This is a genomic window from Candidatus Defluviilinea gracilis, assembly GCA_016716235.1.
In the GTDB taxonomy this organism is placed as follows: Bacteria; Chloroflexota; Anaerolineae; order Anaerolineales; family Villigracilaceae; genus Defluviilinea; species Defluviilinea gracilis.
This window is the reverse complement of the sequence record JADJWS010000001.1, coordinates 1,330,600-1,344,776: the sequence shown is the minus strand read 5'-3', so window position 1 is coordinate 1,344,776 and position 14,177 is coordinate 1,330,600. Positions and strand designations below refer to the sequence as shown.

Annotated in this window: 14 protein-coding genes; 3 read left to right on the top strand and 11 right to left on the bottom strand. The window is 51.7% G+C overall.

Annotation, left to right across the window (positions count from 1 at the left end; all coding sequences use genetic code 11):
- Nucleotides 1–41 precede the first annotated feature (41 nt).
- From trpB to trpE, 6 genes are all read right to left on the bottom strand, one after another.
- Nucleotides 42–1,232 (bottom strand): tryptophan synthase subunit beta, encoded by a 1,191-nt coding sequence (trpB, locus tag IPM31_06330; GenBank protein MBK9006595.1) that lies wholly within the window; start codon nt 1,230–1,232, stop codon nt 42–44.
- Between the two features lie 55 nt (nt 1,233–1,287).
- Nucleotides 1,288–1,914 carry a phosphoribosylanthranilate isomerase gene (locus IPM31_06325; protein MBK9006594.1) on the bottom strand — a complete coding sequence of 209 codons (627 nt, stop codon included), beginning with the start codon at nt 1,912–1,914 and terminating at the stop codon, nt 1,288–1,290.
- Between the two features lie 279 nt (nt 1,915–2,193).
- Nucleotides 2,194–3,003: an indole-3-glycerol phosphate synthase TrpC gene (gene trpC, locus IPM31_06320; protein MBK9006593.1), complete on the bottom strand. Its 810-nt coding sequence runs from the start codon at nt 3,001–3,003 to the stop codon at nt 2,194–2,196.
- Entirely contained in the window at nt 3,000–4,613 is a 1,614-nt protein-coding gene (gene trpD / locus IPM31_06315; GenBank protein ID MBK9006592.1) for an anthranilate phosphoribosyltransferase, read from the bottom strand. The genes trpC and trpD overlap by 4 nt, the downstream gene beginning before the upstream one ends.
- Nucleotides 4,614–4,686: 73 nt before the next feature.
- Nucleotides 4,687–5,739 (bottom strand): tryptophan--tRNA ligase, encoded by a 1,053-nt coding sequence (gene trpS, locus IPM31_06310; GenBank protein ID MBK9006591.1) that lies wholly within the window; start codon nt 5,737–5,739, stop codon nt 4,687–4,689.
- Nucleotides 5,740–5,988: 249 nt separating this feature from the next.
- Complete coding sequence (gene trpE / locus IPM31_06305) at nt 5,989–7,461, bottom strand: anthranilate synthase component I (GenBank protein MBK9006590.1); 1,473 nt, start codon at nt 7,459–7,461, stop codon at nt 5,989–5,991.
- Between the two features lie 683 nt (nt 7,462–8,144).
- Here trpE and IPM31_06300 point away from each other — a divergent pair.
- Genes IPM31_06300 through vsr form a run of 3 tightly spaced genes read left to right on the top strand, consistent with a single transcriptional unit; the run spans nt 8,145 to nt 10,518 of the window.
- Nucleotides 8,145–9,086: a DNA cytosine methyltransferase gene (locus tag IPM31_06300; GenBank protein MBK9006589.1), complete on the top strand. Its 942-nt coding sequence runs from the start codon at nt 8,145–8,147 to the stop codon at nt 9,084–9,086.
- Nucleotides 9,083–10,084: a restriction endonuclease gene (locus IPM31_06295; protein ID MBK9006588.1), complete on the top strand. Its 1,002-nt coding sequence runs from the start codon at nt 9,083–9,085 to the stop codon at nt 10,082–10,084. The genes IPM31_06300 and IPM31_06295 overlap by 4 nt, the downstream gene beginning before the upstream one ends.
- A gap of 14 nt (nt 10,085–10,098) precedes the next feature.
- Nucleotides 10,099–10,518 carry a DNA mismatch endonuclease Vsr gene (gene vsr / locus IPM31_06290; protein MBK9006587.1) on the top strand — a complete coding sequence of 140 codons (420 nt, stop codon included), beginning with the start codon at nt 10,099–10,101 and terminating at the stop codon, nt 10,516–10,518.
- A gap of 11 nt (nt 10,519–10,529) precedes the next feature.
- Here vsr and IPM31_06285 read toward each other — a convergent pair whose 3' ends face one another.
- The 5 genes from IPM31_06285 to leuB form a co-directional block, all read right to left on the bottom strand.
- Nucleotides 10,530–11,072, bottom strand: coding sequence for an MOSC domain-containing protein (locus IPM31_06285; GenBank protein ID MBK9006586.1), 543 nt, complete (start codon nt 11,070–11,072; stop codon nt 10,530–10,532).
- Nucleotides 11,073–11,138: 66 nt separating this feature from the next.
- Nucleotides 11,139–11,393, bottom strand: coding sequence for a hypothetical protein (locus IPM31_06280; protein ID MBK9006585.1), 255 nt, complete (start codon nt 11,391–11,393; stop codon nt 11,139–11,141).
- Between the two features lie 63 nt (nt 11,394–11,456).
- The gene (locus IPM31_06275) at nt 11,457–11,993 is read right to left on the bottom strand and encodes a hypothetical protein (protein MBK9006584.1); all 537 of its coding nucleotides are present in this window, start codon (nt 11,991–11,993) and stop codon (nt 11,457–11,459) included.
- 125 nt (nt 11,994–12,118) lie between these two features.
- Nucleotides 12,119–13,033, bottom strand: coding sequence for a branched-chain amino acid transaminase (locus tag IPM31_06270; GenBank protein MBK9006583.1), 915 nt, complete (start codon nt 13,031–13,033; stop codon nt 12,119–12,121).
- A 41-nt stretch (nt 13,034–13,074) separates the two neighbouring features.
- Nucleotides 13,075–14,172: a 3-isopropylmalate dehydrogenase gene (gene leuB, locus IPM31_06265; protein ID MBK9006582.1), complete on the bottom strand. Its 1,098-nt coding sequence runs from the start codon at nt 14,170–14,172 to the stop codon at nt 13,075–13,077.
- Nucleotides 14,173–14,177 lie beyond the last annotated feature (5 nt).

Genomic DNA, 14,177 nt, shown 5'->3' with positions numbered 1-14,177 from the left:
TTGATTATTTTTACGTTATCAACAGGAATTTTATCAACTTTTCAAACTCCAATCTCCTTTATCACCGTATTCAAGTCCTTATCCCCTCTCCCCGAAAGATTCACCAGAATCACCTGATCCTTCCTCATCTTCGGCGCGCGCTTGATGACCTCTGCCACAGCATGAGACGACTCCAACGCGGGGATGATTCCCTCCGTATGGCACAACATCTGAAATGCGCTCAACGCTTCCGCATCCGTTGCGGATGTGTAAAAGGCGCGTTCGGTATCGCGCATCAGCGCGTGTTCAGGTCCGACCGCCGCATAATCCAACCCTGCCGAGACGGAATGAGTCTCCGCGATCTGACCATCTTCATCTTGCAACACATACGTGCGCGTGCCGTGAATGACTCCCACGCGCCCCTTCGACGGGTCGCCGAATCGCGCCGCGTGCTTGCCTGTTTCGATTCCGCTTCCGCCCGCTTCGACGCCGATCAACTCGACCTGTTCATCGTCCACGAATCCGCTGAAGACGCCGATCGCGTTCGAGCCGCCGCCGACACATGCGATGACAGTATCGGGCAAGCGTCCCACTTCCATCATGATCTGTTCTCGCGCTTCCGTTCCAATCACCGATTGAAACTCACGCACGATGGTCGGGTATGGATGCGGTCCCAATGCCGAGCCAAGCAAGTAATGTGTGTCGCGCACATTCGTCACCCAATCGCGTATCGCTTCGTTGATCGCGTCCTTCAACGTTTTTGTCCCAGAGTTCACGGGTCGCACTTCCGCGCCCAACAACTTCATGCGAAACACATTCGGCTCCTGCCGCGCAATGTCCACCGAACCCATGTATACGACACATTCCAATCCCAACAACGCCGCCGCCGTCGCCGACGCGACTCCATGTTGCCCCGCGCCTGTCTCAGCCACGATGCGTCCCTTCCCCATCCGCTTCACCAACAATGCCTGTCCCAACGCGTTGTTAATTTTATGCGCGCCCGTGTGCGCCAAATCTTCGCGCTTCAAATAGATTTGCGCGCCGCCCAATTTTTCCGACAATCGTTTTGCATACGTCAACGGCGTAGGTCTGCCGACAAACGACGCCATCAATTTGTTGAACTCCGATTGAAACGCCGCGTCCGCTTTCGCCGCCACGAACGCCTCTTCCAACTCGATCAACGCGGGCATCAACGTTTCGGGGACGAATTGTCCGCCGTACTTTCCAAATTTTGGGGATAAAAGTGTTGTCATAATTTCTCTCTTGGAAAGTGGAAAGTAGAAATTCGACTCGTCCACTTTCCACTTTCTATTTGGATTCTGCGACTCGGACGGCTTTCACAAATGCGGACATCTTCCCCGCGTCTTTCGCACCGACGGCTGATTCGACCCCCGAAGCCACATCCACGCCCCAGGGTTTGACTCGGCTCACCGCCTCCGCGACATTCTCAGGCGTGAGTCCGCCCGCCAGCAACAGCGGATACGTCTTCGCCAACTCCGCCGCGCCGTTCCAATCGGCAGTGACTCCGCTCCCGCCGTAGATGCCCTTCACGGAAGCATCCAGCAAGAATACGGGCGACTCAGTTCTCACAAAGCCAATTATGTTTTCAGGGATTCCACGAAATGCTTTGAATGCTTTGCCATTGAGTTCATTCAACATCTCAACCGTTTCATCGCCGTGAAGTTGCGCCAGATCAAGCGAGCAGGTTGCGAGAATGTCCTTCACTTCCTCCACCGACGAATTGACAAACACGCCAACAAGTTTAATGTGCGAATGTTCTTTTTTCAAAACAGCAGTGATTTGAGCGCAGCTTTGTTTCTCAACAAAGCGCGGGCTTTTGGAATAGAAGTTGAATCCCAAATAATCCGCTCCCGCGTGGATGGCGGCGAGGGCATCGGTCAATGTTTTGATTCCGCAGATTTTGATTTTGGTCATAGGTTTTGTACTGCGACACGCTTCGCGGTGTCGCTTTTCCTTGCAAACGCGACATAAATGTCGCGTTACGAATTATTGCAACCCCGAAGGGGTAGCATGATTCTAGAATTAGGCATAAACGATTTTGAAACTCCGAAGGAGTGACATAATCCTGTCATCCCTTCGGGATTTGCGATTCGGTACGGCATTATTACAATCATTTCATCCCTTCGGGATTGGTAGGTCGCGTTTTCAACGTGACGTATTCCATTAATTTATCTGTCACGCTGCAAGCATGACCTACGTGTCCATTCCTGAAAGTTCTCTCACTTTCGCGCCAATATCCTCCGAAGTAATCAACGCTTCGCCAACGAGGATTGCATCCACATTTGCATTTGCCAGGCGGTCAACATCTTCGGCGGTGAAGATTCCAGATTCAGCAACAACAGCAATATCGGGGGGAATCATCGGGCGGAGGGTTTCGGTCGTTTCGAGCGACACGTCGAAGGTGGCGAGGTTGCGGTTGTTGATGCCGATGAGTTGGATGTTGGGAATCTTCAAGGCACGTTCGGTCTCGGCTTCATCGTGGACTTCAACCAATGCTGTCAATTTCAATTCAAGAGCGAGAGTATGTAAATCAGCGAAGAGGGAATCATCGGGCAGGGCGGCGGCGATGAGAAGGATGGCGTCTGCGCCGTTGACTCTGGATTCGTAGAGTTGGGTTTCGTGGAGGATGAAATCCTTTCTCAAGAGAGGTGTCACGTGCGAAGTTTCAAGTTTCAAGTTTCGAGTGCGGAGTTCTCGGAGAGTTTCAAGATTGCCCATGAAGAATTTTTCGTCGGTCAACACAGAGATGGCGGAGGCTCCGTTTTGGGTGTAGAGGTCTGCCACTTGGAAGAGGTCGAGGTGGGGGGCGAGGAGTCCCTTGGAGGGCGAGGCGCGCTTGAGTTCGGCGATCAGGCTGGGGCGGGGAGAGAAGCGGCGGCGCTTTAGTGCGGCGAGAAAATCTCGAGGCGTAGGAGAAGAGTCGACGGCGCGGCGTAAGGCTGAGGCGTCGAGCGCCGCTATCTCCATCTTTTTTTGCTCGATGATTTTTTCGAGAATACTCATTGCGCAAAACTTTTTGAATATTCAATCAAGGCGTTGAGTTTGTTGAGGGCGTTGCCGCTTTGCAGTGATTCGTTTGCTTCATGCAATGCGGATTTGAAATCGCCCGACTCGGCGGCGAGCGCGGCGGCGGCGTTGAGGAGGATGGCATCGCGCCGCGCGCCCTGCAATTGATTGGAGAGAATCGCTTTCATCATCACAGCCGCTTCGTCGGGCGTGCCGCCGCGCAGGTCTTGAACTGTTGACGATGCAAGACCCAGATCGTTTGGATTCAAGTCGTATGTTTGCACTTCGCCATTTTTCAAATGACTGATTTTATTGATGCCCGTTGTGTTGAGTTCATCGAGATGATTCGCGCCGTGAATGACGAGGGCGGCTTTGGAACCGAGTCCGTTGAGGACTTGCGCGAGAGGCTCGGTGAGTTTTGGATCGAAGACGCCCGTGAGTTGAATGTTTGCGCCAGCGGGATTCGTGAGCGGACCGAGAATGTTGAAGATGGTGCGCTGACCGATCTCTTTGCGCGGACCGACGGCGTGCTTCATGGCGGGATGAAATTTTGCGGCGAACATAAATCCGACGCCGATCTGCTCGATGGCTTGCGCGATCTGTTCGGGCGTGAGTTCGAGGCTGATGCCGAGGGCGGAGAGAACGTCGGCGCTTCCGCATTGCGACGATGCGGCGCGGTTGCCATGCTTGGCAACTTTTTTCCCTGCACCCGCCAACACAAACGCGGCGGCTGTTGAGATGTTGAACGTGTGCGCTCCGTCGCCGCCTGTGCCGACGATGTCGTAAATTGATTCGTTCGTGTTGAGTTTGACCTTCACCGCATTGGCGCGCATCGCACGCACAGAGCCAGTGATCTCAGGTATCGTCTCGCCCTTCATGCGGAGCGCGACAAGATACGCGCCGATCTGCGCTTGCGTGGCTTGTCCCGTCATGATGACGTTCATCGCTTCTTCGGCTTCAACATCAGTGAGGTCTGCCCGATTGATGGCTTTAGCAATAAAAGGTTTGAGCATGGATGGTTCTCCTTTTGCGGCAGGAGCGGGATTCAGATCGAGAAAATTTTTGAGCAATTGCTTGCCATGTTCGGTGAGAATCGATTCGGGATGAAACTGCACGCCGTATGTTTGATGCTCACGATGTTTGAGTCCCATGATTTCTTCTTCGGGCGTGATAGCGGTCACTTCGAGTTCGGATGGCACGGGATCGTAGACGACGAGCGAGTGATATCGCATCGCTTCAAACGGCGACGGGATGCCTTTGAAGATTCCCTGTCCATTGTGAGTCACTTTGGATGTTTTTCCGTGCATGAGACGGGACGCCCGCTTCACTTCCCCGCCGAAAACTGCTCCCAGCGACTGATGCCCTAAACACACCCCGAGCACGGGAATCTTGCCGTCGAAGTATTTGATGGCGTCGGAGGAGATGCCGTCGTCTTTGATCGGTTCGCCTGGTCCTGGCGAGATGACGAGGTGACTCGGATTGAGCGCGATGAGTTGGTTCATCGTCACCTGATCGTTGCGGAAGACGCGAATGTCCGCGCCGAGTTCGCCGAAGTATTGGACGAGGTTGTAGGTGAAGGAGTCGTAGTTGTCGATTAGAACTAGCATGGTTGATTTCCTTATCCAAGTCGAAAGTCAAAGGTCAAAGGTCGGACGACTTTTGACTTGTGACTTTCGACCTTTAGTTGTCGTATTCTCCAAAAATATCCACTTGATCGGCGAAGAGATCGAGGGAATAGGACAAGCCTGTCTTCTCGCGGACGAGTTGCATGGTCGCTTTGGCTTCGGCTTGCATACGGCTGATGCCATGCGCGAGCACGTCGCTGGGAATTAAGGGATGCGCGAGGAAGTAGGCACGCTTCTCACGGATCGGTTCGAGGAAGTTGTTGATGGCGACGGCGAGTTTCTGCTTGACTTCCACGTCGCCGACTTTGCCAGCGCGATAACGCTCCTTGAGATCGTCCACTTCGGCTCTGGAGGGATTGAACGCGTCGTGATAGATGAACACAGGATTGCCTTCGACTGTTCCTGGGTCGGTGGCGCGGAGACGCTTCGGATCGGTGTACATGTTCATCACTTTTTGTTTGACGGCCTCGGCATCGTCGGAAAGATAGATCGCGTTGCTGAGGGACTTGCTCATCTTGCCCTGTCCGTCTGTGCCGACGAGGAGTGGGACATCGCCGATGATCGAGTCGGGTTCGGGGAAGACTTCGCCGTAGAGGTTGTTGAAGCGACGCGCCATTTCACGCGCAAGTTCAACGTGCGATTGGTTGTCGCGCCCGACGGGGACAACTTGCGCGCGAGGGAGCAAAATGTCCACGGCTTGCAACACGGGATAACCGAGCAGACCGAACGGCATCGAGTCGATGTTGGCGTCGCGTGCCATGTCTTTGAGTGTGGGCATCCGTTCGAGGCGCGGCACGGTAACGAGCATCTCGAAGAGCAGATTCAGTTGATATGTTTCAGGAATCGCCGATTGGACAAATATTGTGCTGACATCGGGGTCGATGCCGACGGCGAGATAATCCAACACGGTCTCTTTGATGAAAGTTGGAATCTCTTTGATATATTGCGGTTCGGGTTTCGTTGTGAGCGTGTGCAAATCCGCGATGATGAAGAAGGATTCGTATTGATGTTGCAGTCGCACACGATTCTCCAGCGAGCCGACGTAGTGACCGAGGTGGAGGCGTCCTGTGGGGCGATCACCTGTGAGGAGGCGGGGTTTGGTGGGCATGGGTAAGTTATATCCTTTCGTTGTGTGATATGGGTTACAAGGTACGAGTTACGTGGCGGGTGGAGTAATTGGTAATTGGTGATTGGTAATTGGTGATTAGAGAATTAGAGAATTGGAGAATTGGAGAATTGGAGACTAGAGACTGGAGACTCAACGCTGAGGAGAGACGTATCTTGTATCGCGTAACTCGTAACAGCGACTTCATCATTTCGACTTCGCTCAATGCAAGCCTTCATCCTTTCTCCTTCATCATTTATTTTCTTCTGCCATCTCAATCGCTTTCAACATCGCGCTTGCTTTATTCACCGTCTCTTGAAACTCCGTGTTGGGATTTGAGTCCGCGACGATGCCTGCGCCTGCCTGGACGCTGAACGAATTACCTCTTGCGATCATCGTGCGGAGGGCGAGGCAGGTGTCCATGTTGCCGTCGAAGCCGAAGTAGCCGACCGCGCCTGCGTACGCGCCGCGCGCGTCGGGCTCGAGTTCGGAGATGATCTCCAACGCGCGGACTTTCGGCGCGCCGCTGACTGTCCCAGCGGGGAAGGCGGCACGCACCAGGTCGAACGCGGTGAGGTCGGGCTTCAACTTCCCTTCGACGTGCGAGACGATGTGCATGACGTGCGAATATTTTTCAACGGTGAAAAAATCGGAGACTTTGACTGTACCATATTCGCAGACGCGTCCCAAGTCGTTGCGACCCAAGTCCACGAGCATCACATGTTCGGCGCGTTCTTTCGGATCAGCGAGCAACTCTTGCGCGAGCGCGGCGTCGGCGGCAGAGTCGGCTCCACGAGGGCGCGTCCCAGCGATCGGTCGGAGTGAAGCGGTTCGTCCCTCCAAACGCACAAACATCTCAGGCGACGATCCGACAATGAAGAGCGGCTCATCGTCCACGAGTCCGAAATCAAAAAAGAACATGTACGGCGACGGGTTGAGGCGGCGCACGGCGCGATAGACATCGAACGGCTCGACGTTCGTTTCGCGCGTGAAGCGTTGCGAAAGCACCACTTGAAAAATATCGCCCGCGCGGATGTGCTCCTGCGCGTCGCGCACCATGTCTTCGTAATGTCCCTGCGTCATGTTCGAAGTTGTTTTTGAATTTTTTATTTCACGCGGTTGCGTTGCAGGAAGCGGCGCATGGATGCGCGACTCGATCTCATCCAGTTTTCGATTTGCGGATTCGACATCGCCATCGAGGACGTTCGCAACGAGAGACAGACTCCGCCGCGCGTGATCGAACGCGATGATGGTGTCGGCGAGGAGGAAGATGCCATCGGGGATACTGCGTACTGCGGATTGCGTATTGCGTATCGCGTTGCGGTTCATTCTCGACTGGAGAGTTGGTTCAAAAAACCGAACGGACTCGTACCCGAGATAGCCCACCATCCCGCCGATGAATCGCGGCACGCCTGTTTGAGGCTTGAAGTTGAAGCGATTCATTTCTTGTTGGAGAAATAATGTTGGATCGCCTTCATATTGCGTATTGCGTACTCCGTATTCATCTTTGATTTCGATGTCCGTATCGCGGATGATGTATTGCGCCTTGGGTTGAACGCCGATGAACGAGTAACGCGCGATCCGCTCCCCGCCTTCGACGGACTCGAGCAAAAACGACGCGCCCTCTCCCCGCAGTTTCATGTACACGCTGATGGGCGTCTCAAGGTCCGCGCTGATTTCGCGGATGATTGTTTGGGTTGTGGCAGCAGTTGCTTCGAGTAGCATAAACGCTCCTTTTTGAACCGCTAAGCCTGCTAAGAAGACCTTTTAAATCTTTGCGTTCTTCGCGCTCTTCGCGGTTAATTCTTTATAATTCTTCTTGAACCGCTAGGCTCGCTAAGGTCGCTAAGAAAAATCTTTTGGTTTTCTTTGCGCGCTTTGCGCTCTTCGCGGTTAATTCTTTCACGATTAAATTAAAAGCCCCTCCGTCCAATTGGGACGAGAGGGGAGTCTCGTGGTGCCACCCAAGTTAACGCCTACTGCTTTAACAAAAAATTCCTGCGTGATGCACACAGGAAGTCAAAGCCAGCGTCACTCTTGTAGTTTGCTAGTTCGATAGTGGACTAGTTATCTAGTCTCTACTCGTCTACTTTCTATCTCGCTAAGAAACTCTGCGGGGTAACGGGTGCAGTTCCCGTCTCTGGTACTCGATACTAGTCTCTAACTATCTATTCTCTAGTATCTTTCACTTCACAACTCGGAGGTCCATTCGGCTTCTGCGCTTTTGCCTTGCTTGCACCATCCTCTGCTCGGCTCTCTGAAAATCGCTTTGAAACGTACTCGTCCTCGTCAGCGTTTTTAATTATGTTGGGCGGGATTGTATGACGGAGGGAGGAGGATGTCAAGAGGATTTACAAAACTGCTATAATAGAAACTCTCAATGGAAATTTTCTAGGAGCATTAAATAAATGTTAATCGAAGAACGAACCATCAGCGTTATATCTTTATTCTCTGGGTGCGGGGGAATGGATTTAGGGTTTAGCGGGGGATTCGAGTTTCTTGGAAAAGATTATTCCCAAACGCCTTTTGAAATCATTTGGGCAAACGATCTAAATAGCGCCGCATGCCGCACATACAAGAAAAATATCGGCGAGCATATTGTCGAGGGCGATATTTGGAAGATGATGGATGAAATACCGTTGGAAGCGGACGTTGTGATAGGCGGATTTCCCTGCCAGGATATTTCAATCAACGGAAAAGGCTTGGGGATCGAGGGAAAAAGAAGCGGGCTGTACCGCGCAATGGTTGAAGTCGTGTCGCGAGTTCGTCCGAAAATTTTTGTAGCCGAGAATGTCAAAGGGCTATTGATGAAACACAACGAGAAATCCCTACAGCAAATTTTGACAGACTTTCGCGCGCTTGGCTACGATGTCACCTATCAACTCTACAACGCGGCGGACTATGGCGTTCCTCAAACACGCGAACGGGTCTTTATTGTGGGAACGCGTTCAGACATCAATAAATTTATTCCCCCCATTCCTGTAAGCGATGAACATATTACTTCACAAGAAGCAATCGGGGACCTCGAAGCCATCGGGCTAGACGAGTCATTCAATCATATCTGGAGTTTTGCAAACAAAAGCTCCGATCAAGGCAATCGCAAACTCAAAGCAGACCGACCAGGCTATACCATCCGAGCCGAATGTCACGGAAATATACAATTTCACTACGCCCTCCCGCGTAGAATTTCTATGCGCGAAGCCGCTCGTTTTCAATCGTTTCCAGATAATTTCATTTTCGACTCAAAATTGCGGGAAACAGAACGACAGGTAGGAAATGCCGTTCCTCCAGTGTTGGCATGGCACATGGCAAACGCCGTACTAGACACCTTGCTAAGTAGCGAACAATGAATCAAGAAGAATTTGAGCAGACTCTAGATGTTGCCTGCAAAAAACTAACAGCCGAAGCCAACAGGAAAACATTTCAAAAGGCTGATCAATTTGAGAATCGAGTTCGCGAGGTTTTACGCGAGTTGTTCAAAGACGATTCGTCAATCTCAATCAGCACAGAACCTCATCCACAGGCTTTTCCAGATATTGCGATAGGACAATTTGGCGTTGAAGTCAAATTCACTTTAAATGACACATGGCGTAGCGTCGCCAATAGCGTGTTGGAAACCAATCGCATTGAATCGGTCGAGAAGGTTTATTTAGTTTTCGGAAAAATGGGCGGAAAGCCCGAAGTACGTTGGGGGGATTACGAGCAAAGCGTAATTCATGTCCGCACTTCGCATGTGCCGCGCTTTGAAGTTGAACTCTTCGCCAGTCGCTCTCTGTTCGATTTAATGGGGATTACTTACGACGAATTTCGCCATCTCCCAATGGAAGAAAAAATGGGACACATTCGCGCGTACGCGCGCTCGCGTCTCGGCGAAGGAGAAAGATTATGGTGGCTGGAAGATACCCCCGACGCTGAACACACCTTGCCAATTCAAGCCCGCCTTTACACAAGCCTTTCCGTTGATGAGAAAAAACGTCTTCGAGCCGAAGCCGTATTACTCTGTCCAGGCATTGTCGCTTCAGGACGTTCCAGAAACAAATACGATGATGTTGTTCTGTACCTGTTGACATATCACGGAGTTGTCGCTCATCAGGCGCGAGACCTTTTCTCCGCTGGAAGTGTGGCAAATCCAGATAATGACGACTCAGGCGGTCTTTACATCGAACGAGCCTTGAAATTAATCGAGGGTGAAATGCTAGAAGCCGCGTCACGAATGGATGACGCTCTCTTTGTAGAATACTGGGGCGAATCAGTTCCTCCAGAAAAAAGGATCCGCCGCTGGCTTGAAAAAGCGGACGCCATAGCTAAAGATTGGAAGCCTTCTAAAAAATTGTTTTTATCAAAATAATCGGAAGCGGTATTATGACCGATGTTTTTAACGCGAAAAAACGTTCGCAAGTAATGAGCGCGGTCCGCTCGAAAGGCAATAAGTCCACCGAACTTGCGCTTATAAGTATTTTTAGATCACTCAAGATTTCTGGATGGCGGCGAAACGTCAATCTAATTGGAAAACCAGATTTTGTATTCCCAAAACATAAAACTATCGTGTTTGTCGACGGATGTTATTGGCACGGTCACACTTGCAGGATTCGCAAACCTGGCCATAACAATAAATATTGGAAAGAAAAAATCCTTCATAACAAGCTGAGGGATGGTTTTGTAACAAAGGAATTAAGAAGGAATGGGTGGAAAGTTATTAGAATCTGGGAATGTGAAATCAAAAAGCGCAAGTACGTTCGAAAATTAAATCACATTCTTTTTCTCATAAATCAGGCTCGGTAGCCCGCTTCGACTTAGACTGGCTGAAGCGACCGAAACTCCCCCTCTGGATACTCAACCCGAATCAAATCATTCGGGAACACATCGCCGCCTGCCAGCACAATCCCCATCACACCCGCCTTGCGGATTAGATTTCCTTCTTCGTCATGGTCAAGGCAGGCTTTGAGCAAACCTTTCTGAAAATCATCCAACTGATAACACGGGTTGCGTAAACCAGTTATTTCAATCACCGCCTCTTTCCCCAAATGCAGACATGTCCCTGTCGGCAGACCGAGCAAGTCCACGCCGCGGGTGGTGATGTTCTCCCCCATCTGCCCAGCCGAGACGTTGAATCCCTGCGCGTTCAGTTCATCGTGCAACTCCGCGTGAATCAAATGGACTTGTCGCAGGTTCGGCTGGGTCGGGTCACGCTTGACGCGGGAGCGATGCTTGACCGTGACACCCGAGTGCGCGTCCCCATCCACGCCCACGCCAGCGATCAGGCGGATACTTTTTTGAGTTGACTTGCTGAAGGTATGTCCCGAACTGAGACTGACGGCAGTGATGATCGATTCCATGTGGGGCAGTATACAATAAAACAGGCACGTCAAATTGATGTGCCTGTTCCTCGATTCCCAATGAAGTTACCCCACCTTCGACTCTACAAGTTTTTCCTTCAACCAAAGATTGACCAAGGTTTCCACGTTGATTCCGCGCCTGTGTGCCAATTCTTCAATATCAGAAAGTAAGTCTGGCTCAACGGGAATTGCAACAGAAACATGAAACTCGACATCAGGCGCGTTGGGATCGTCGAATTCGGTGAAGTCTTGCTTGTCCCAGAATTCGCCCAATTTTTCAGGGGAGTCGCCTTTTGAAACGGAAGTCTTATTTGCAGGCATAGAGACAGTATACAACAAAACAAAGTCCGCTTTAGCGGGCTTTGTAAGAATAGGCGGGGGGTTTCAATCCCCGCCGAGCTTCCCCCACTCCGCATGACGGAGTTGCAATAAATCCTCCGACTTGATCATCGTCAACAGATCGGGGCGCGACGTGCGCGAATAGACTTTGTACAGCGCATCCTTTGGTGAATCCACTTTCGCGTCGAAGTCCACGAGTTTTTCGACGAGGGCGAGCAGTTCGATGCGGTCTACGATGCGGAAACTATTGGCAAGTTCGAAGGCGATCAAGTCTGCCTTGCCGTCATACAGCCAGCCTTTGTTATTTTCCCGAACACTATGTAACTCGATCCACAAAAATTCATCTTGAAGTTCCTTGTCCTCCCGTGACTTGCGCTTGATACTTTTCACATCCACTTTATGGGACTTTCCATCCCGCTCGATGACGTAATCAAAATGTTCGTCAATATTTCCCTTTTCAGACGAAGCCGTGACTTTGAATCCGTGCCGAATCGCAAGCCGCGCAAAGGAATCCTCCGCGCGGCGACCGAGTTCCAGCGAATCCTTTTTGTCGTAGCGATTTCTGGAATTCTTTGTGAACATGAAGCTGATTATAGCCCCAAAAATTTTTCCGCAGATTTATTAACCGCCAAGAACGCGAAGATCTCTAAGAAGAAAAGGTTTTCTTCGCGTTCTTAGCGACCTTCGCGGTTCATTTTTTAACTATTTTATCCAACGAAATCACACCACCCCTCATACTTCTTCACCTTCCCGCGGATCGCATCGTGATACACGTTTTGGATCTCGCGCGTAATTTTCCCAGATTTCCCGTCGCCAATCGCGCGGAAATCGATCTCGCACAGACCGATCACCTCCGCGGCGCTGCCGCAGACAAACACTTCGTCGGCATTATACAGTTGGTCGCGTGAGACTGGCGCTTCGGCAACTTCATACCCCAAATCCGTGGCAATCGTATAAACCGACTGGCGCGTAATGCCCTCCAGGATCGGCGCGGTGGAGGGCGTGACGATCTTCCCATCGCGCACGACAAATAAATTCTCACCCGTGCATTCGGCGATATACCCTTGCGGATCGAGCATGATGGCTTCCTGAAAACCCAGCCGTTCCGATTCCGTTTTCGCCAAAATGCTGTTCACATAATTGCCAGCGATCTTCGCCTTCGTCATCGAAATATTCGGATGATGACGAGTGAACGAAGAGATATTGGCGCGAATGCCTTTTGCCAGCGCGTCCTCGCCGAGGTAATTCGACCATTCCCACACCGCAATCATCATCGAAAGCTTGCCTTTATCCACATTCAGATTCCAGCCGCCGCCGTCCAAATACATCAACGGACGGATATAACAATCCGTAAATCCGTTGGCGCGCACCGTATCTTTATGCGCCTTGATCGCCTCTTCCACGCTCCATGGAATTTCGCGAAAGCCCAACACGCGCGCCGAATCAAATAATCGTTCCACATGTTCGCGCAGACGAAAAATCGCGGGTCCCTTCGGCGTGTTATACGCGCGAATGCCCTCGAACACCGCCGCGCCATAATGCAAAGCGGGCGTCAGAAAATGCAGTGTCGCCTGTTCAAACGGCACGAGTTCGCCGTTCTTCCAAATAAATTTCGATTCCATGCCCATCGCTCAATCTCCTTTTTGTTTTCGTAGTTGCGACTTCAGTCGCAGAATGCATACAATCTCTTTAAAACCTCATCCGTCATCTCACAAGTCTTCAACGCGCCGCCGAGGTCAACCGTCCGCGCGCCATCGGTGATCGCGCAGTCCACAGCCTGTTCGATCGACTCCGCCTCCGCGTCCAACTTGAACGAGTGACGCAGCATCATCGCCGCAGACAGGATTGTGCCAACTGGATTCGCGATTCCCTGCCCCGCGATGTCGGGAGCGGAGCCGTGGATCGGTTCATACAGACCCATCCTCGCTTCTTTCTCCGACGGGGAGGCTGGTTCGCCCAAACTAGCCGACGGCAACATCCCCATCGAACCCGCCAGCACCGAAGCCTCATCCGTGAGAATATCGCCGAACATGTTCTCGGTGACGACAACATCGAACGAGGCTGGGGATGTGATCAACTTCATCGAAGCGGTATCTACAAGCGTGTGCTCAAGCTGAATGGCTGGATCAGCCGTCCCGACGTTTGAAGCGATCTGTCTCCACAGCCGAGACGATTCCAAGACGTTGGCTTTATCCACCGAGGTGACTTTCTTCCTCCTGTTCTTTGCAAGTTCGAATGCGAGTTCGATGATGCGCTTGATCTCGTAATCATAATATTCCAGCGTGTCGACCGCGTACTGCTTGCCATCGCGCATCTCGCGCATTTTGGGTTGACCGAAATACAGCCCGCCCGTCAACTCGCGGATGACGAGGATGTCCACGCCGTTGAGTTTCTCAGGCTTGAGCGGCGACGACTCGATCAGCGCGGGATGCACTTTGACGGGGCGCAGATTCGCAAACACGCCGAGACCTTTGCGCAGCGCGAGCAGTCCGCGTTCGGGGCGGTCTTTCGCGTTCGGGTCATCCCATTTCGGTCCGCCCACCGCGCCAAGCAAAACTGCATCCGATGATTTGCAATCGGCAAGAGATTCATCAGTTAAAGATGAACCATATTTATCAATCGAACAACCGCCCATCAATCGTTCTTGAAAGTTGAAGGTGTGGTTAAATTTTTTCGCAACGACATCCAACACGCGAGTTGCCTCATGCACAACTTCGGGTCCAATGCCGTCGCCTGGGAGGAGGGTGATTTTATATTCCAAGTGAA